This window comes from Caulobacter sp. S45 (assembly GCF_903642205.1).
Classification (GTDB): domain Bacteria; phylum Pseudomonadota; class Alphaproteobacteria; order Caulobacterales; family Caulobacteraceae; genus CAHJWH01.
The window spans coordinates 1-18,548 of sequence record NZ_CAHJWH010000045.1 but is presented as its reverse complement, the minus strand read 5'-3'; the positions used below and the strand labels follow the sequence as shown (position 1 = coordinate 18,548).

The window sequence follows — 18,548 nt, the reverse complement described above, 5'->3', positions numbered from 1 at the left end:
CGCCCCGTCCGCCCCCACCAGGAAGCGCGAACGGACCACTTGCTTATCGCCCAACGCGTCGCGCAGCGTGGAGGTCACGCTCTCGCCGTCGTCCTCGGCGCCGTGGAAGGCGAGGTTGAACCGTAGGTCCACGCTCGGCAGGGTGGAGACCCGCTCGCGCAGCACGGCTTCCAGCTTGTACTGGGGGATCCACTGGGCGTGCTCGGGGAAGGCGTCCTCGCGCAGGGGCGCGGCGTTGAACCCGTTCTGGATGCGCGCCAGCCCGTGGCCCGCCAGCCGGGTGACGAAGTGCACGTCGTAGGGATAGTTGACGCCGAGCGGCGACGCCTCGGCCAGCTTATCGGCCAGGCCCCAGCGACGGAAGAAGGTGCGGGTGCGCACATAGGTGGTCTTGGCGCGGGGCGCATGGCCGACCCGCTCGTTGCGCTCGGCCACCAGCACTCGGAGCCCCCGCAGGCCGAGCTCGACGGCGAGCGACAGGCCGACCGGCCCCGCGCCAATGACCAGGACATCGCTGTCCACCATGGTCAGGCGAGCTCCCGGGCCAACCCGTTCCGGGCCAGTCCAGCCGGGCCCAGCTCGTCGTCGCGGCGCCTGAGACGCACCACGCTCTGCGCCTGCGCGCCACCTTCGGTAAGCTTCAGGCCCGCATTCGGGTAGAACTTCACGCCGTCTTCGAGGCGCAAAACCTCAAGACAGACGGACAGGGCGCCAAGTACAGCCATACTAAGACCTCCGTGCCGCAAGACCTCTACGCGGTCCGAGGCGGGCTGGGACGGGAGAGAAGACGTTGGATCGCGCGTCTGGGCACAGCCCGGAACCGGCTGGATCGGCCCTTCCGGCTTCCGAGGACCTGCATTTATTCGTGCCCGAGCCTGTCCGGGAGACGTCAAAGCCGGTCAGGTGATAAGGCCGCCGCATCGCCGGGATCGTCCTCCCTTCGCCGCCTGCGGCCGCCCGCGGCCGTGTCAGAACTTCATGGACGCCCGGATGCCGTAGGTGCGCGGGTTGGCGTTGGTGGAGGTCAGGACGTTTGCCGTCGTATTCACCACCGCGTGGACGAGGTACCTGTTGTTCTCCAGGTTCACCGCGAACAGCGACAGGGCCCATTTGCCATAGTCCGGCGTCAAGGTGAGTTGGGCGTTGGTCTGCCAGACCGAGGGGGCGTACTCCGCAGGCTGGTATTCAAAGCCGACGAAGCGGCTGTAGAGGTACTGGGTGTCGACATTGCCCACGACCTTGTAGGTCGAGACATGCACCGTCTGCTGGACGCCGAAGTTCAGGGTCCATTTCGGCGACTGGAAGGACGGCTCGCCGGAGCAGTTGACGTTCACCAGGGTGGTGCTGTTGGCCGCAGCACTCGTGCGGCAGCCGGTGAAGGGCGGCAGGCCGCCGCTCGCCGGCGCCTGATAGGTGAACTGGTCGTAGGTGGCGTCGAGGTACTGGATGTTGCTGGTCAGCACCGTGTCCGGCGTGAGCAGGTAGCGCACCTCCACCTCGCCCCCCTGGTTGGTGGAGCGGCCGACGTTCTGGGTGAAGTCCGCGTTGTTGCCGGCGAGGTCCAGGCCGAGGTGGGCGATCTGCTGGTTGCGGTACTTCCAGACGAAGCCTTCCAGGTTCAGCTCGAGCCTGTTGTCCAGGAAGCGGTTCTTCGCTCCGATGGTGTAGGCGGTGATGTATTCCGGCAGGTAGGTCGGGATACCGACGGCGAGGTTGAAGCCGCCCGACCGGTAGCCCGTCTCTATGCTCGCATAGAGGAGCGAGCGGGGGAGGACATCGTATTCGACCGCGCCCCTGTAGGTCGCCCGGTCGGTGTCGAGGTTGGTCTGCTGTGCGAAGCCGGTCCGAAACGACAGGGCTCCGGTCGCCCCGATCGGCTCGATCGCGCCCGCCGCCGGCGGCACGGGCACGGCGGTCTGTCCGTTGGCGGTGAAGGAGAACGGCACCACCGGCGCGGCCGGGCACGCGGCGCGCACGCACAGGACCACCAGGTCGGTGACAGAGCCGTTGAAGCTCTTCTGGTCGGAGGTGTAGCGGACGCCGCCGACCAGCCGCAGCTGGTCGGTCAGGTGAGCGGTGACCCGCGCGAAGCCGGCGTAGGAGTCAGTATCGTCGCTATAGCTGGAGAAGGCGCCGATGGCCCCGAGAGCAGCGCCGAAGACGCCTTTCTGGCGTTGGTGGAAGTAGAGCAACCCGAAGGTGTAGTCGAAGATGCTGATCCGCTTGCCGGTGAAGCGAAGCTCCGCGCTGTACTGCTCGTCGTCCTCGCGCGTGCCGCTGAGGAAGCCGGCCGCATCGTTCAGGTCGGATATGGTCGAGGGGCGCCAGGCTGGGATCAGGGTCAGGCGACCAAGGCTGGTGTCATAGTTGATCTCGGCGTTCACGCCGTAGAGCTTGTTGTTCAGGAGGGGGTAGGGTGACAGCGGCCCGAGGTTGCGGCCTGCGGGGAAGGCGGGAACTGCTGGATGTAGTTCTGTGAGGGTGTCGAGTACAGGCCGAACTGCGATGGGATGTTGGAGGGCGTGACGACATAGCCGCCCGTCGTTCGGTTATAGGCGAAGCTGTTGAGGTACTGCGCGCCTTCGCCGGCTCCACCGAGGTCGGCGTAGTCGGCGGAGATGCGGATCGACAGGTTCGGGATGGGACGGGTCAGGAACTGGATGCGGCCGGCCTTGGTGTCCTCATCGGACGTCCCGTCGTACAGGTAGCCGCTGTGCCCGAGGAAGTCGGCGGATATCCTGAGCGCGGACCTGTCCCCGACCGGCACGTTCACGGCGCCGTCGATGCCGTAGGCGTCGTAGTTGCCGTAGCTGGCTGAGACGTATCCGGACGTGGTCCCGAGCTGGGGCTTCTCCGGGATGATGTTGACCGCGCCGCCGGTGGCGTTGCGGCCGTAGAGGGTGCCCTGCGGACCCTTCACCACCTCGACCCGCTCCAGGTCGTAGAAGGGGCTTGCGGCGCTCGTCGCCAGACCGAGATAGATGTTGTCGAGGTTCACCGCGACTGCGGTTTCCGAATACGGGTTCGCGGTGAAGTTGCCGACCCCGCGGATGAATTAAAAGGCGCTCCCGCCCCCCGCAGGCGCTGCGAAGAAACCGGGACGAGATTGCTGAGCGTGGTCGGATCGACGACGCCGTTGGCGGTGAGATCACCGCCGGTGACCGCGTCGACCGACACCGCCGCACGCTGCAGGTTCTCGAACTGGCGCTGCGCGGTCACGACGATCTCGCCCAAGGTGTTGGGCTGGGGCGTCGGGATCGGGGCGGGCCCGGGCGTCGGACCCGTGGCCGGCGCCGAACTGGCGGCCGGTGCGGACCCGGCGGGCGGCGGGGAGGTGGCGGAGGGCGACGAGCTGGGGGCGGGGGCGGTCGGGGGCGCATCCGCCTGCTGGGCGAGGGCCGGCGATGCGGTCACGGCGATGGCGACCGACGCCAACAGGGCGCGCTTGAGCATTGATTACCCCCCAGATTATCTTTGTGCTCGAACTAAGAGCCGAGCTTGTCCGGCGTTCACCGAAGTCGTCACGACGCTATGACAGGCAAAGCTTAGCCGGGAGATGCAATGACGGTCGCAATGATGCGGCCAAATTATCCCTGCCACATAGCGGACACAGGCTGACGAGATGGCCGGCGGTGATCTGGCGAGCGACGCCTTGTCTCAGGCAGGCCCCGTCAGCCGTGCTGGACGGCGCACTGCATGGCGAAAGCAAGCTGCTGGACCTGCAGCGATGGGCCTAGGGTGTGGAAGTCGATGCAGTGCCCGGTGTCTCTCAGCATCGCCGCGTCCACGCGCGCACTGGCCGACAGGGCGGCGGCGAAGCCGCGCACCTCGCCCTCGTCCACGATCCAGAGCCTGTCGTGCTCGGCCTGTCTATAATGGATCGGCGCCTTGATGCGCGAGGCCACGTCAGCGACGTCGTAATGCCAGGTCGTGACGATGTCGAGGATTTCGGTCCGGGGCACCGGAGCATCCGCCACATGGCTGGCGCCCGGCATGTCGGGGCCGAAGCTGCCCGGAGGGCCGAACATGACCTCGCCCTTGATCGCGGCGGGCAGCTCCACGAAGGGGGTGTCCGGGAGCGCCGCCCAGGCGCCCGGGACTGGTCGGGCGTTCGCAGGCCGACGCCCGACACGGCCAGCCCCAGCAGCGGCCAGTCCAGCGTCTGGGCGGCGATCATCATGGCGATGCCGGCCCCGATCGAGTGCCCGATCAGGAACACGCCCTGCGCCTCGCCGCCGTGCTGATCCCAGGCCGCCTTCAGCTCTTCGCGAGGAAGTCGGCGTTGCCCCGCAGCGTGTCCTCCCCCACCGGCAGGGGCGGGCTCGCGCCGTAGCCCGGACGATCCATCGCAAGGACCGGGAGGTCCAGCGCCTCCGCCGTGTCCAGCAAGGAATAGCCGGGAAGGTCGAAATAGGCTGAGCTGTACGTGCCGCCGTGAAGGGAGATGATCAACGGATAGGCTCCGTGGGCGCCCCGCCGAGGCGCGTTGCGCCGGCCAGACATGCGGCCGAACAGGGCCTCCGCGCCCCGCGGACCATCCCTGTCGGTCCGGGCGGCTCCAGCGGTCTGGGTCATGTGGCTCCCCTTATCCCTGTCCAGCGTCTTGCGTCGCGCGGATGTGGGTCAGCCGCAATCTCTGAGCCTGGGCGATCCGGCCGTCGCGATGGCAAACCGGAGCCCGCGATCCGTCTGCAGTATCGCAGGTCGACAATCTCCATCTACAGGGCGACAAGGCGGGGGCGCACCTTGCGCGTGGCCCGTTGGTTGGACGACGATCTCACGACGGCCCAGCCTGGCCACCTCGCGCCGCAGCGCTCTGCGATTGGAACCGACATGGCGCTCACATCCCCAAGCCTGATCCGGCCGCCTGCGACCGGCGCGCCGCCCAGCGCCTATCCGCTGCGCGAGCTCGCGGCGTTGGAGCGCCGCGCGCTGTGGCTGTCGACCTGGCTGATCCACAACGCCAACCACCTGCGCCCCTCGCGCGACGGGCTGAAGGTCGGCGGCCATCAATCCTCCAGCGCCAGCGTGTCCACGCTGATGACCGCGCTCTACTTCCATGCGCTGCGGCCCCAGGACCGGATCGCGGTGAAGCCGCACGCCTCGCCGGTGCTGCACGCCATCGAATACCTCCTCGGCCGCCAGACCCGCGACCAGCTGGAGCGCTTCCGCGCCCTCGGCGGCGCCCAGTCCTATCCCTCACGCACCAAGGACAAGGTCGAGGTCGACTTCTCCACCGGCTCGGTCGGGCTCGGGGTGGCGGCGACGCTCTTCGCCTCGATCACCCAGGACTATGTCGGGCTGCACGGCCTGACGGCGCGAGGCGCCAGCACCGACGGGCGCATGATCGCGCTGCTGGGCGACGCGGAGCTCGACGAGGGCAACATCTACGAGGCCCTGCTGGAGGGCTGGAAGCACGACGTCCGGAATCTCTGGTGGATCATCGATTACAACCGCCAGAGCCTGGACGGGGTGGTGAACGACGCCCTGTTCCACCGCATCGAGGGCTTCTTCCGGGCGGTCGACTGGCGCGTGGTCCCGCTGAAGTTCGGCAAGAAGCTCGAGGCGGCGCGCTCCGGGCCCGCGGGCGAGGCGCTGCTCGATTGGATCGACCGCTGCCCGAACCAGCTCTACTCGGCCCTGACCTTCAAGGGCGGCGCGGCCTGGCGCGAGCGGCTGAAGCTGGAGCTCGCTGGCGCGGCGGGTCTACGGGCGCTGCTGGACAGCCACGACGACGCCAGCCTGGCGGCGCTGATGACCAACCTCGGCGGCCACGACCTGGAGACCATCCTGGAGGCCTTCGACGCGGCCGCGGCCGACCCCACGCCTCACGCCTTCGTCGCCTACACCATCAAGGGCCACGGCCTGCCGCTCGCCGGCCACAAGGACAACCACGCCGGCCTGATGAACCCCGGCCAGCTCAAGACCTTCCAGGCGCTCTGCGGCGTGGCGGATGGGCAGGAGTGGGAGCCCTACGCCGGCCTGTCCGAAACCGACGCCGAGGCCGTGCGCCGCTTCCTGCCCACCGTGCCGCTGCTGGGGCGTCGCGCCCTGCCGCCCGCGCGCAGGGTGGAGGTGCCCGCGCTCGCCGCGCCCGCGGGCGAGACGCTCTCCACCCAGGAGGGCTTCGGCAAAATCCTGTTCGAGCTGGCGCGGGAGAGCTCGCCTCTGGCCGAGCGCATCGTCACCACTTCGCCCGACGTCACCGTCTCCACCAACCTGTCGGGCTGGGTGAACCGGCGCGGCGTGTTCCATTCCTCCGAGCGCGCCGACACCTTCTCCGACGAGAAGGTGGCGAGCCCGCAGAAGTGGCGCATGGCGCCGGCCGGCCAGCACATCGAGCTCGGCATCGCCGAGCACAACCTGTTCCTGCTGCTCGGCCAGCTCGGGCTGGCGGACCGCTTCTGGGGCGAGCGTCTGCTGCCCATCGGCACGGTCTACGACCCCTTCATCAACCGGGGCCTCGATGCGCTGATCTACGCCTGCTACCAGGGCGCGCGCTTCATGATCGTGGCGACCCCGAGCGGGATCACGCTGGCGCCGGAGGGCGGCGCCCACCAGTCGATCAACACGCCCCTGATCGGCATGGCCCAGGATGGGCTGAGCTATTTCGAGCCCGCCTATGCCGACGAGCTGGCGGTGGTCATGGCCCACGGCTTCGAGCACATCCAGGCTGAAGCAGGCGGCGGCTCGATCTACCTGCGCCTGTCCACCCGCCAGCTCGACCAGCTGCCCCGCGAGATGACGCCGGAGCTGCGCGAAGAGGTGATCGCCGGCGGCTACTGGCTGCGCGCGCCCCACGCCAACACCTCGCTCGCCATCGCCTACTGCGGAGCGGTGGCGCCCGAGGCGCTGGAGGCGACCCACCGCCTGGCCGAGCGTCTGCCCAACACCGCGCTGCTGGCCGTGACCTCGCCGGACCGGCTGCACGCCGGCTGGAGCGCGGCGCGCCGCAGGCGGGCCGAGGGCGACGGCTCCGCGCTCAGCCACGCCGACCGCCTGCTCACCGCCCTGCCGCGGGGCGCGGGGCTGGTCACGGTGCTGGACGGGCACCCCGCCACCCTGTCGTGGCTGGGCTCGGTCCGCCGCCATTCGCTGCATCCGCTGGGCGTCGAGCGCTTCGGCCAGAGCGCCGACCTCCACGACCTCTACCGCCTGCACGGCCTGGACGCCGATAGCATCGTCTCCGCCGCCCGCGAAGTCCTCGCCCACCGCCGCGACGGCTGAGGGCGAACGGCGTCGCGGCGGCCGCGGCGCCTCGCACCCTCTGCTCAGAACATGGCGCCCGGCCAGTTGGTGACGGCTGTGCGGATCGCCGGCAAGGCCTCCGTGGACTCGGCAAATCGCTCCACCTCCGGCAGGTGAGGTGGTCCCGTTCGTTCGGACAGTTTGGCGGCTTGGCTAAGGTAGGTTCAGGTCTGTCTCACGCTGCCAATCCGATGTCCTGCCGGGGCGTTCCGTAGGCTTCGTCAGGGTCTTGCCGCCGTGCGCCGAGTGGGGCCTGACGGTATTATAGTAGCTGATCCAGCGCCCGAGCCCGGCGCGCAACTCTGAGCCGGTTTCGAAGGCGGGCAGGTAGACGCACTCGTACTTGAGGCTGCGCCTGAGCCGCTCGATGAACACGTTGTCCATCCAGCGGCCGCGTGCATCCAGGGAAACCCGGGCGCCGGCGGCCTGGACCACCTCCATGAAGCGGGGTCGGGTGCACGCCGTGCTTGGCGCCCAGCTCCGCCACCGTCCGTTCGCCATGCAGCGCCTCCAACGCCACCTTGGCCTTAAACTCAGCAGAATACCGCCTTCCGCTCGCCCGTCATCGGGTCCGTCCTTCCTCTCGGTCGAACCCACCTCAACCCCCCGTCCGATTTCTGGGGACCGGCTCAAGACTCCGCTTGCACCTGGTCCTGCTCACCGCACTCGCGGCCCTCCTCCCCCTGTCCGCTCCATCCGCGCAGCCAGATGACCGCACCCGGTTCCTGTCCATGCAGATGCTGGGAGGGTGGCTGGATCAGGCCCTGCCGGACCAGCCATGGATCATCATCGGCGCGAAGGGACCCGTAGCGGCCGTCGCCGGGATCCGCGATATCCACTTCCTGGGCGCGCCGCGGATCTTCGGCGTGACCTTGCGGGCGACGTTCTGACCGCCTGGGCCGTCGCTTTCCACGACCGACGCGTGCGCCTCCTGATGACTTGCTCAGCGCCCGGCCGATCACTCTGAACGCCTTCGCGCCGAAGCTGGCCGAGGCGGTCTAGCTGCGGTCGCTTCCGCCACGCGCGGAGACGTGACAATCTGACGTTGGACTGACGGTCTGTACACGTGGATGTAGGCGCTCATCGGTCCTGCTGACCGGGCGAGCGGGCGTTAGATGCATCATAAGCTTGATCTTGACGGCGCGAGCGGCGCCACCGGCGTATCGCCGAGCGACATCGTCAACAACGGCGTCCTGACGCTCGACCAGGACAGCCTGGATGCGCTGAATGGCGCGTCCTACAGGGAGATCGTCACCTGGGGCGACAGCCTTACGGCCGGCAATGGCGCGGGCCAGGGCAATCAGTACCCGAGCATCCTGGCGGCAGACTTCAATTATGATCGCGCCGTCCTCAACGAAGGCAAGGGTGGCGACACCAGCACCGAGATCGTCAATCGATTGGTTGCGGCGACCAGCCTGCTGAACGATACCGTCGTGATCTGGGCCGGCCGCAACAATAACGCGGACCCGACGACGGTCATGGCCGACATCGCCCGCGCAGTGAGCGCGCTCGGGTCCAACACCCACTATGTGATCTTGTCGATCCTCAACGCAGATGCCCCGAACGAAGCCAAGGGCGGCTCGGGCTATGAAGACATAGTAAACCTGAACAGCCAGCTCGCCAGCACCTACCCCGGCCACTATCTGGACGTGCGGTCCATCCTGGTGAGCGACTACGATCCGTCGTCACCGACCGACGTCGTCGATCACAACAACGACGTGGTCCCGACATCTCTGCGAGTCAACGACGGCCACCTCAACGCCGCCGGCAACGCAATCGTCGCCTCTGCATTGCATGATCTCATCACAAGCAAGCTGGATGGGCCGCCGCCGCCGAGGTTCACCATCTCAGGCTCCGGCACGATTTCGACCGCGGCTTCGACCTTCGACCTGACCGGTTTCGATACCGACCAGAACACCATCGGGTCGACGAACGCCCTCGGCACCACCTTCACCGTCGATAACACCAGTACAGCGCTGCATGTGGTTGGCGGCTCCGGCTTCGACACGGTGATCGACACGGCCACCAACCTGACGAGCAGCCAGCGCACGACGCTGTTCTCACAGGGCGTGGAAGACCTGGTCGAACAGGATGGCTCCTTTCTCGCACCAGGCGCCAGCCCGCCGCCAGTCATCACCGGTCTGGCTGACGACACGGGCATCAGTTCCACCGATGGCCTGACCGACCAGATCAGCCCCACTCTCGTTGGCTCCGCGCCTATAGACAGTATGGTTTCGATCTACATCGCCACCACGACGGGCAAGTCGACCTTGTACGGTCAGACCCAGGCCGGGGCCGACGGCAAGTGGTCGTTCAACTTCACCGCACCGGCAGACGAGACGCGGGATTTCACGGCCACGTCCTCGAGTAGTTCCGGCCCTGTGAGCGTATCGTCCAACACCTTCCAAGTCGTAGTGGACACAACCCCTCCGCCTCAGCCGTCCGTAACGAGCATATTGCCCAGCACGGGAGCTTCCACCGGCGGCGGAACAAGCGCTCAGGTCATGACATTTGAAGGAATGGCCACCGAAGGTATCGACGTGAACATCTACGTCGACGGAAAGATGGTCGGCGCTACCGAGAGCAGGAGTACCGGGACTTGGGACTATTACAATGCCGCCCTGGTCCTCAACAACGGGCCTCATTCGGTCTATGTGACTGCAGAAGACAACGCAGGAAACATCAGCACACATTCGGCAGTCTACAACATCATAGTCGTCACTCCCCTGAGTGCGCCGAGTATCGCGACGGTCAACGGGTCGAGCGCCTCCAGCGCGGGTGAATTTGACGTGCGCGGTAGCGGGCTGATCCTTGCCGGCACTGGCGTGGCCGGTGATACGGTGACTTTATCTGTCGGCGACGAGACGATCGGCTCTGCGGTCGTGCAGCACGGGGGGGAAGTGGACGTTCGACTACAGCTCCCACCCGCTCGCCGCTGGCGATTACACTATCGGTTACAGCCAGACCGACTCGTCCGGTGACAACAGCATCGTCCAGTCCGTCCAGGTTCAGCTCTCCGCGGCCCCCATATCGGGTTTGGTGGAGATCGGTTCGGGCGACACCATCGCTGACGTCGATGTGGTCGCGAAAGGAACCTTGAAGGTCGATCTCGGAGGCGAGGCCGAAAGCGTCCGGATCTCGTCGAAGGGCGCCGATCTCATCTACGGTGCGGCTTCCGACACCCTCATCCAATCGGGTGGTCGAGAGACCGTGGAGTCCGGCGGAACCGCGACGGGATCGACCGTCTATGCGGGAGGCGAGCAACTCATACTCGGCGGCGGTCGGGCCACGGCGTCTAGGGTGGACGGCGAACTCTACATCGCCACCGATGGCGGCGTCAGCGACGTCGTCATGGCAAAGGGCTCCACCTTCATCGACAACGGCGCGGCGACCTATACCACCAACGCCTCGTTCGGCGGCGATCTCTCCGGGCGAGGCTATTTGGTCAAGGACGGGACCGGCGCCCTGACGCTGTCGGGTCAGGACGCGGCTTTCAGCGGGCGGATGGAGATCAAGGCCGGGACGGTCTTTGTGGCGACAGCAGATGCGTTAGGGACCAGCGAGGTCATGTTCGAGTCGTCCGGTGCGTCCGCAGCGCTCAGGGTCGAGGCGGCGGATGCGCCAGCCAACGGTTCCACCTTCGCCAACACCCTGGTGGATTTCGACAGCGGCTCTGAGGTGCTGGACCTTCGCAGCATCGCCCGTGCCGCAGACGCGACGGCGACCCTCCACGGCTATTACCTCACCCTTTTGGATGGAAGCTACACCGCGACCTTCAAGCTTATCGGCGCGAAGGCCACGACGTACCAGGTCCTGACCGACGGGGCGGGCGGTACGGCCATCAGCGCCATGCCGAGCAAGGGCGCCGCCTTGATCCAGGCCGCGGCGGCCTTCGACGTACCCGCGGCCGCGTCTCTCGCGTCGACGCCGTCCGTCGGCCTGCAAGCCTTAGTCTTCACTCTGGGTGCGTCAGCGGCGCCCAAGCACAGCTCAGGTCAGCCATGATCCGGCTCGGCGGAGCCGCTCAGCCTCAGCCATCGATCTGAGAGACTAGCACGGCATTCAGCCACGGGCGTGACAAACCGATGGCCGCATCGGAGCTGATCCGGGTTCCTGATCGGCGAGAGCGGCGATGACAGAAAGTGCGGTCTTGCGCGCTAGGCGGCATAGTGGGTGGTGGCGGTCCTTGAAGATGCTAGAACAGCGGTTGAGCGAACGGTCAAAAGCTTAGCTAGGTGGTACGATGGATAGGGCGGTCCCTCAGTTTAAAGGCTTCTTCGACGCTTATCGCGGGGGCGCTTTCGAAGGCTGGGTATGGCGGCCAGACGCGCCGGAGCAACCTGTCACCGTCGAAGTCTACGCCAACGATGTCTGCCTTGGCGAAATCGAAGCGTCTATCTTCCGACCCGATCTTCGCGCAGCGGGCATAGGCCATGGTCGTTTCGGTTTCAGCCTGCCCTTCCCGATCGATCTTGAACGTTCCGAACCGATCCGGATCACCGTGCGGGTGAAGAACGGCCCGCTCCTTTCTGGCGGCGAGACCACCATCGGGAGATCTGAGCCTGTAAGCGAGGATGACGCGGCCGCCTTCAAAGCCTTCGTCGCCGCCGTACTTGGCCAGAACAACCGGCGCAAGAGCGTTGCCGAGAGGTCTGAACCCAAGACCAATTTCATCGTCTACTGTCCTACCGGCCTGGAGGCGCGTAGCGACTTCCTCAGCGTTGCCGAATACGATTATGGCTTTGTGCTTAATGCTTTCACGGCGCTGCTCGAGCGCTTCGGCCAAGTGCACCGGGTGGACGATCCGGCCCGCCAGGTCGACGTGCTTCACGGCGCCCACCTCCTGAGGGGCGAGGTCAGCCTGTTCCTCTCCTTCGCGCCGCCGCACCGCACCACGCTAGGCCTCCGCTGCCCGGTGATCCCGGTCATCGCCTGGCAGTACCCGACGATCCCGTCAGAGGTCTGGGACGGAGAACGCCGGCATGACTGGCGCTGGGTGTTGGGCCAGGCCGGGCGCGCCATCACTCTTTCAAACCTCGCAGCGCGCGCCATCAAGGCTGGCCTGGGAGCCGACTTCCCCGTCATCAGCCTCCCCACGCCGATCTGGGACCGTCAGCCCCAGCTCCATCACCTGCCTGTCCGCTCACCTACGACGCCGGCCAAGATCAAAGTGGACGGCTTCGTCTGCGAGAGCCGGACCGTGGAGTTCAGCGCTGGCATGGCGGCGCCTCGCCTGCCGGCGCCGGGCGAACTGCCGGACTGGGTGGATCTGGACGGAGTCGTGTTCACCTCGGTCCTTTCTCCTGCTGACGGGCGCAAGAACTGGCCAGACCTCGTCACCGCGTTCCTGGCCGCGTTCTCAGATCGTCCCGACGCCACGCTGGTGCTCAAGATGGTCGGCGACGGTCCAGAGCTATGGTGGTCAGACCTGTTCGACCGGGTCGGCCGCATGCCGGCCTTTGCTTGCCGCTTGGTGATCATCAGCGCCGCCATGGACGACGCTGATCACGGCAGCCTGATCGCCGCGTCACACTGGGTGGTGAACGCGTCGACCGCGGAGGGGCTGTGCTTGCCGCTCATGGAGTTCATGTGCTCTGACCGACCGGCGATCGCGCCGGTCCATACCGCCATGGCCGACTATCTGGACGCCGCCTGCGCACTTGTGGTTCATTCCGACGAGCAGTACTGCGGCTGGCCTCACGACTTTCGGATGGGCATGCCCGCCACCTCCCACCAGGTCAGCTGGTCATCGCTCAGGGACGCCTATGTCGAGGCGTACCGCCTCGTGATGGAGGAGCCTGCTCGCTACCAGGCGCTCGGACAGGCGGCGGGAGCGCGGATGGAGGCGTTCTGCAGCGACGCGATGGTGGCGGAACGGCTGAGCAGTTTCTTGGGCCTGGGCCATCTGACGACCCCTCCCCCGCAGGCGTCAGCGCTCGTGATCGCGGACGCCTTCGCTTGATCATCCTGGAGCACTCCCTCTACGCCGAGAAGACCATCGCCAACAGCCTGGGGCTTCCCGAGTACAGCTACTGGTTCGTACGCAAGGCTTTCGCTCCGTTGCTGGAGCGGTTCGGCGCCGTGGTTCCCTTGGCGTCTCCCGTCGAGGACGCGGATCGGATCTTCCGGTCCGCGAAGGCGCACGCGCAGGATTGCGTGTTCCTTTCCTTCAGCGCTCCGCACCAGACCCCCACCGGTCTGACCTGCCCCACCGTGCCCGTTTTCGCCTGGGAATACGACACGATCCCAAACGAGGCATGGGACGACGAGCCGCAGAACGACTGGCGCCAGGTGCTCAGGCGGACGCCGGCGGCGATCACACACAGCCGCTTCAGCGTCCACGCTGTGCGGCGGGCGCTCGGCTCCGACTACCCGATCTGGAGCATACCCGCACCGGTCGCCGACCGGCAGGCGGGCCTGGAGACGACGGCCGTAGGCTGGCGGGAGCGGATCGAGCTGGACATCTCGAACGCGCTGGTGTTCGACAGCTGGGCCATCGACCTGTCCCTTTTCGCTGACGACCTCGGCGTTCGTAGCGCCAAGGCGATCGAGTCGCTGCAGAGGGCGATGCGCGAGGGCGGGCGTCAGAGCCGTCGCATCGAGCTGGGAGGGGTGGTTTACACCAGCGTCCTGAACCCGATAGACGGCCGGAAGAACTGGGCCGACATGGCGACCGCCTTCACCTACGCTTTTCGCGAGGAGCCGCGCGCCACGCTCATCCTGAAGACTACACACCGGGACCTGCATAAGGCGGTGACGCCGATGCTGCAGTACCTTGCGAAGCTAGGTCGTTTCCGCTGTCGCATCTTGGTCGTTCACGGCATGCTGAACGACTCGGAGTACCAGCGCCTGATCGAGGCAAGCTCCTACGCCGTCAATACGTCCCATGGCGAAGGCCAATGCCTGCCTCTGATGGAGTTCATGGCGGCGGGCCGTCCGGCGATCACGCCGCGACACACAGCCATGCTGGACTACGTCTCACAGGACAACGCCTTTGTGGTCGCCGACCATCATCGTCCCGCCTCCTGGCCTCATGACATGCGCCACGTCTGCCGGTGCCTGCGCCATCAGATCGAGTTCGCCGATCTGGTGCGCCGCTATCGGCAGAGCTTCGCCGTCGCTCGCGACCAGCCACAACAGTATGCGGAAATGTCGAAAGCCTCGGTCGAGGCCCTGCGCGCCTTCTGCGGCGATGAGGTCGTGGCCGGGCGGCTGGGCGAAATGTTCGCCTACGTATGCAAGGAGGAGCATCCTCGATTAGCGCTCGCACCGGAACGGGTCGGGTCAACTGGCCGCTCGCCGAACGCCGCCCTGCCTCCCGCGCCCTCCATGGAAGACCACGGCTTCCTCGTCGGGCTGACGGACGACATGCTGACGGGCTGGTACAACCGGGACACGGGAGAGCTCACTCCGGGCTTTCCGATCTCGGGGCAGGACATCGTGGTGGACGTGGGATGCGGCGATGGCGGCCCGGCCCAGTTCTGCGCCCGGACCGGTGCGCACGTCATCCTGGCGGATGTGGACGGACCGAGGCTGGAGCGGGCGGCCGAGCGGCTGCGCGAGGAGGGCGCCTCACGGGTCGACGCCTACGTCACCGACGCAGACCCCTTGCCCCTGCCCGACGGCCAAGCCACGCGTGTGGTCTGCATGGAGGTGATGGAGCATGTGGAGGACCCGGCGGTGCTGATGCGCGAGCTGGTCCGCGTCGGGGCGCCAGGAGCGCTCTACCTTATCACCGTTCCGGGCCACGTGCATGAACAGATGCAGAAGCACTTGGCGCCCCCTGAGTACTTCGAGCGTCCAAACCATATCCGCATAATCGATCCCGTCACCTTTGAGGATGTGATCACCACCGCAGGGCTGCAGATCGAGCGGAAGTTCACCTACGGTTTCTACTGGGCCCTTTGGTGGACCTTCTTCTGGCAGTGCTCCGTCCCGCTGGAGGAAGCCAATCGGCATCCGTTGCTGGCCAGCTGGGCCAAGACATGGGCGCTGGCGCTGGAAGGCCCTGACGGCCGCCGTATCCAGCCGCTGCTCAACGGCCTGATGCCAAAGAACCAGGTCATCATCGCCAGGAAACCCGCGTGAGGGGAGTCGGCGGACGGGTGCGCGAATGGTTTGCTCCACGGGCGGAGACGGCGCCTGCGGGACCCCTGGTGCCGGCCGCCTCGCGGTTTCTGGCTTCGGAACCTCATCTTTTCGCCATGGCCGAGGGACTTGTGGAGGGTGCTCCATGCCCTTCGGACCTCTTGGAGGCTCTAACGCAGCTGATCGCGGCGCGGCGCGCCGGAACGGGCGTGGAGGACGGCCCGCTGTCCCCACGAGTGACCGATCTTAGGGTGCGCTGGGAGGGCCTGCCGGATTGGTGGCGAGAGGGCGGCAATCTGCTTCTCTTCGGCGAGGGCTCGCACATGCCCGAGTTCAAGGTCGACGCGGTTCGAGGTCCGCCTAGGCGGTCGGTGGTGGCGATTGGGCGCGACAGCCGCTTCCTGTGCATGACCTTGGGGCAGGAGGGTGCGCTCGTCGCCATCGGCGACAAGACCATCGCGCCCCTTGGCGCCTTGAGCTGCTACGGATCCTCCACGGTGCTGGTCGGCGAGGGCACGACCTTCACAAGCTGGGCCATGCTCGACTGCCGCAACGGCGGAACGATCGTGACCGGGCCAGATGGCATGTGGGCGCACAACGTCAGCCTGATGACGGACGATACGCGCGCCATCCGGGATGCCGCGACGGGTCGACGCCTGAACACCTTCGGAGGCCGCATCGTGATTGATCGCCACGTCTGGCTTTGCGAGCGGACGCGCGTGCTCGATGGCGCCAGGATCGGGCCTGACTCGATCGTGGGCTTGGGAGCCCTGGTGAAACGCTGCGTCATTCCACCCAACTCGATCGCCGTCGGCGTCCCTGCCCGGGTCGTCCGCTCCGGCGTGACCTGGAGCCGCAAGGATGCGCCGTGATCGGGGGAGAGGACCTCGCCGCCCTGGTTGCGCTTGCGGACGGAGAACCCGACGGTACGCCTTGTAGCGAGAGGCTCCGGGCCGCCCTTCAGGAGGCGATGCAACGCCGGTGCGGCGCTAATGGCCCGCCTCCCCCAAAGCTCGGCGATCTGAGGATCCGGCGCGAAGGTTTGCCGGAGTGGTGGACCCTGGACAACCTCGCGCTCGCCGCGCCAGGCGTCGCGACGCCGATCAATTGCGACTTCAGCGAACGGCGGCCCAGCGGCAACGTCGCTGCCTTGGGCGCGGGTGCGGAGGTCGCCGCCCTCTCGTACACGTCAAGGGCAAGTGGAGGTTTGATCGTCGTCGGCGAACGCGTTCGCATGCAGACGGGATACTTGGGCGTAGCGATGAACGGGACGGTGCTGATCGGCGAAGATTGCGCGGCCGGTACCTGGGCGCGGCTGGATGCACGCAACGGCGGGTCGATCCGGGTCGGCGTGGACGGCCTTTGGGGCACTGACGTCAACCTCATCACCGACGACATGCACGCGATCCGCGACGTGGAGAGTGGGCGGCGCACCAACGTCTTCGGCGGCCGGATCATCGTGGAGCGGCACGTCTGGCTGTGCGACGAGGTGCAGCTGACGGGAGGAGCCCACGTCGGGGCGGACTCGGTGATCGGGATGGGCGCCCTGGTGCGAGGCCCGCTTCCGCCCGGCTCCGTCTGCGTCGGCTCTCCTGCGCGCCCGACCCGGCGCGGCGTGACCTGGACGCATGACGACCTGCCGTAAGGATGTCCAAACTCCGCGTCGCCCCGGCGCTTAAGCGATGTCGCCCGGAGGCGGTTCAGATCAGGCGCCGCAAAGCGGCGGCCAGCTGGTCAGGGTCGATCACTACGTCCTGGTTATGGGCGTTGAGCATATCGTTGTAGTCCGTATCCAGCTGGACATCCACGTCAGCCACCAGGACCTCGTGCCTCAGTTCGCAGGCTTCGGCCAGCACCGTGAAGGTTCGCGCCAAGCCTAAAAAGACGTTGAACGGCTTCTCGATGATCAGCAGGCGGCAGTCCGCAGGGCAGAAGATCATGTTGGCAAGACCGGCTCCGTGAACGCCTACGACGAGCTCCGCCTCAGCGAACATCTCAATCTGCTCGCTGGCGCTCATGTGCTCCAGGTTCGCTCGCTCTAGACCTGCACTGTCCAGAACTCCTTCCAGATCGGCCATGTTCGCCACCCTTCGCTTAGGGGAGAGCTGCTCGCGGCTGATCCAGAGGCGGGGTCTGCGACGTCCCCGCCGATTTGCGCCCACGCTTGCGATGAGCCGGGCTGAAAGGCTTCGCAGCACGTCGGGATGATATTCGTTCTGGCTGGGCAAGGTGACCAGGAACGCGTCTTCGACCTCATAGTCCTGATCAGGGTCGATCCAAACCAATCTATCGCCAGTGACTCCAAAGCTGCCGAGGTGCGCCAGGAATGGCTCGCGCTGAGCGCGCGAGTCGATCAGCACCGGCAGGCTTGAGTCCAGCAGCAACTCAGGCGCCAACAGCTCGACGATGGCCAGTCGAGCAAACCAGCTTAGCAGCCAGTGAAAGTAGTTAAGATCGGGAGCACCGCCAAGCAGAAGGGCCGGGCCTTGAAGCTTCGGTCCTGGACGGCGCAGATGCTGATAGGTATCTCTCCGAACCAGTGCGTCAACAGGGAACCATGAACCGTCCTCGTAGAAGTGGTTCCGGAACACCAGCCGCCGTTGCAGATCGAAGGGGATGCAGAAAGGGCCGATCAGGGCCTGCTCGACTTGAAAGACGCTGAGAGGCGCAAGTTCGCAGCTTCGCCCAGGTCGCCAGTCAAACTTCCGGAACTGGCGCGAGCTCGCGTATGAGTATTGTGCCAAAACCTCGTAATCTGACACGACTTTGCCGGTCAGTTCCACGCGATGTTCTCGCTCGTCGTTCATTCCCACCTCGTCGCGTCTCGCGTGCGTTCCCGAGTCGGCCGGACGGCGCCGAGGCAACCGGCCTTAAAGGCTTGTCTCCATCACCATGCCGTCATAGGCCGGTTTGAAGCTGGGCGGTAGGCGGCCCCGCAGCTCATTGTAGTCAAGATCGCTGCGCATGTTGGTCAGTGCGCCACGGGCGGGGATCAGCGCCTCGATCGTTTCACGGAAAGCGCTACATGAGCGCGGGTCGGATGAGAGATGTCGCGCAGGGCGTCCACGATGAACGCCTCCAGCGCCGCCATCGCGACGTGGCGCCCACACCCACGTTGACTAATGTTCCAGCCGGATCACCCGTGGGGACAGGCCACCTTTCGAGCCGCCCTGCGTGGCGTTCCACAAGACGCAACGCAGCGTGCGGACGCC

The 18,548-nt window shown here is 66.5% G+C and carries 16 protein-coding genes and 2 pseudogenes; 8 read left to right on the top strand and 10 right to left on the bottom strand.

Annotated elements, in window-relative coordinates:
• From HUV06_RS06860 to HUV06_RS06830, 7 genes are all read right to left on the bottom strand, one after another.
• The coding region (locus HUV06_RS06860) for an FAD-dependent oxidoreductase (RefSeq protein ID WP_174300524.1) at positions 1-525 on the bottom strand (525 nt) is incomplete at its 3' end.
• A gap of 2 nt (positions 526-527) precedes the next feature.
• Positions 528-668, bottom strand: coding sequence for a hypothetical protein (locus tag HUV06_RS06855; protein WP_174300523.1), 141 nt, complete (start codon positions 666-668; stop codon positions 528-530).
• 300 nt (positions 669-968) lie between these two features.
• Entirely contained in the window at positions 969-2,405 is a 1,437-nt protein-coding gene (locus HUV06_RS06850; RefSeq protein ID WP_371811012.1) for a TonB-dependent receptor domain-containing protein, read from the bottom strand.
• Positions 2,402-2,998, bottom strand: a complete 597-nt coding sequence (locus HUV06_RS16510) for a TonB-dependent receptor plug domain-containing protein (RefSeq protein WP_305793637.1) — start codon at positions 2,996-2,998, stop codon at positions 2,402-2,404. Before HUV06_RS16510 ends, HUV06_RS06850 begins: the two co-directional genes overlap by 4 nt.
• On the bottom strand, positions 2,995-3,234 hold the full coding sequence (locus tag HUV06_RS06840) for a hypothetical protein (RefSeq protein WP_174300521.1): 240 nt from the start codon (positions 3,232-3,234) through the stop codon (positions 2,995-2,997). The genes HUV06_RS16510 and HUV06_RS06840 overlap by 4 nt, the downstream gene beginning before the upstream one ends.
• Before the next feature lie 437 nt (positions 3,235-3,671).
• Positions 3,672-4,061 carry a hypothetical protein gene (locus HUV06_RS06835; protein WP_174300520.1) on the bottom strand — a complete coding sequence of 130 codons (390 nt, stop codon included), beginning with the start codon at positions 4,059-4,061 and terminating at the stop codon, positions 3,672-3,674.
• A 196-nt stretch (positions 4,062-4,257) separates the two neighbouring features.
• Positions 4,258-4,575: a hypothetical protein gene (locus HUV06_RS06830; RefSeq protein WP_174300519.1), complete on the bottom strand. Its 318-nt coding sequence runs from the start codon at positions 4,573-4,575 to the stop codon at positions 4,258-4,260.
• Positions 4,576-4,833: 258 nt separating this feature from the next.
• Between HUV06_RS06830 and HUV06_RS06825 the strand changes: the two genes are divergently transcribed.
• Entirely contained in the window at positions 4,834-7,227 is a 2,394-nt protein-coding gene (locus tag HUV06_RS06825) for a transketolase (RefSeq protein WP_174300518.1), read from the top strand.
• A gap of 174 nt (positions 7,228-7,401) precedes the next feature.
• On the opposite strand, the pseudogene HUV06_RS06820 reads toward HUV06_RS06825, so the two are convergent.
• Together HUV06_RS06820 and HUV06_RS16635 are read right to left on the bottom strand one after the other, a co-directional pair.
• Positions 7,402-7,704: pseudogene (locus HUV06_RS06820) on the bottom strand (integrase core domain-containing protein); the annotation flags it as partial.
• Positions 7,691-7,798, bottom strand: a pseudogene (locus HUV06_RS16635) (transposase); the annotation flags it as partial. The pseudogenes HUV06_RS06820 and HUV06_RS16635, both read right to left, overlap by 14 nt.
• A 91-nt stretch (positions 7,799-7,889) precedes the next feature.
• Between HUV06_RS16635 and HUV06_RS16000 the strand changes: the two are divergent.
• The 7 genes from HUV06_RS16000 to HUV06_RS06780 all read left to right on the top strand — a co-directional run bounded on the left by HUV06_RS16000 (position 7,890) and on the right by HUV06_RS06780 (position 16,981).
• Positions 7,890-8,138 carry a hypothetical protein gene (locus HUV06_RS16000; protein ID WP_217433672.1) on the top strand — a complete coding sequence of 83 codons (249 nt, stop codon included), beginning with the start codon at positions 7,890-7,892 and terminating at the stop codon, positions 8,136-8,138.
• Positions 8,139-8,363: 225 nt separating this feature from the next.
• Positions 8,364-10,229, top strand: coding sequence for an Ig-like domain-containing protein (locus HUV06_RS06805; protein ID WP_174300517.1), 1,866 nt, complete (start codon positions 8,364-8,366; stop codon positions 10,227-10,229).
• Positions 10,230-10,344: 115 nt separating this feature from the next.
• Positions 10,345-11,253 (top strand): hypothetical protein, encoded by a 909-nt coding sequence (locus tag HUV06_RS06800; protein WP_174300516.1) that lies wholly within the window; start codon positions 10,345-10,347, stop codon positions 11,251-11,253.
• A 238-nt stretch (positions 11,254-11,491) separates the two neighbouring features.
• Positions 11,492-13,210: a glycosyltransferase gene (locus HUV06_RS06795; protein WP_174300515.1), complete on the top strand. Its 1,719-nt coding sequence runs from the start codon at positions 11,492-11,494 to the stop codon at positions 13,208-13,210.
• Positions 13,207-15,336 carry a methyltransferase domain-containing protein gene (locus HUV06_RS15995; protein WP_217433671.1) on the top strand — a complete coding sequence of 710 codons (2,130 nt, stop codon included), beginning with the start codon at positions 13,207-13,209 and terminating at the stop codon, positions 15,334-15,336. The genes HUV06_RS06795 and HUV06_RS15995 overlap by 4 nt, the downstream gene beginning before the upstream one ends.
• A gap of 161 nt (positions 15,337-15,497) precedes the next feature.
• Positions 15,498-16,208, top strand: a complete 711-nt coding sequence (locus HUV06_RS06785; protein ID WP_174300514.1) for a hypothetical protein — start codon at positions 15,498-15,500, stop codon at positions 16,206-16,208.
• Between the two features lie 362 nt (positions 16,209-16,570).
• Positions 16,571-16,981 (top strand): hypothetical protein, encoded by a 411-nt coding sequence (locus HUV06_RS06780; protein ID WP_217433670.1) that lies wholly within the window; start codon positions 16,571-16,573, stop codon positions 16,979-16,981.
• Between the two features lie 55 nt (positions 16,982-17,036).
• On the opposite strand, the gene HUV06_RS06775 is transcribed toward HUV06_RS06780, so the two are convergent.
• Complete coding sequence (locus HUV06_RS06775; protein WP_174300512.1) at positions 17,037-18,143, bottom strand: DUF563 domain-containing protein; 1,107 nt, start codon at positions 18,141-18,143, stop codon at positions 17,037-17,039.
• Positions 18,144-18,548 lie beyond the last annotated feature (405 nt).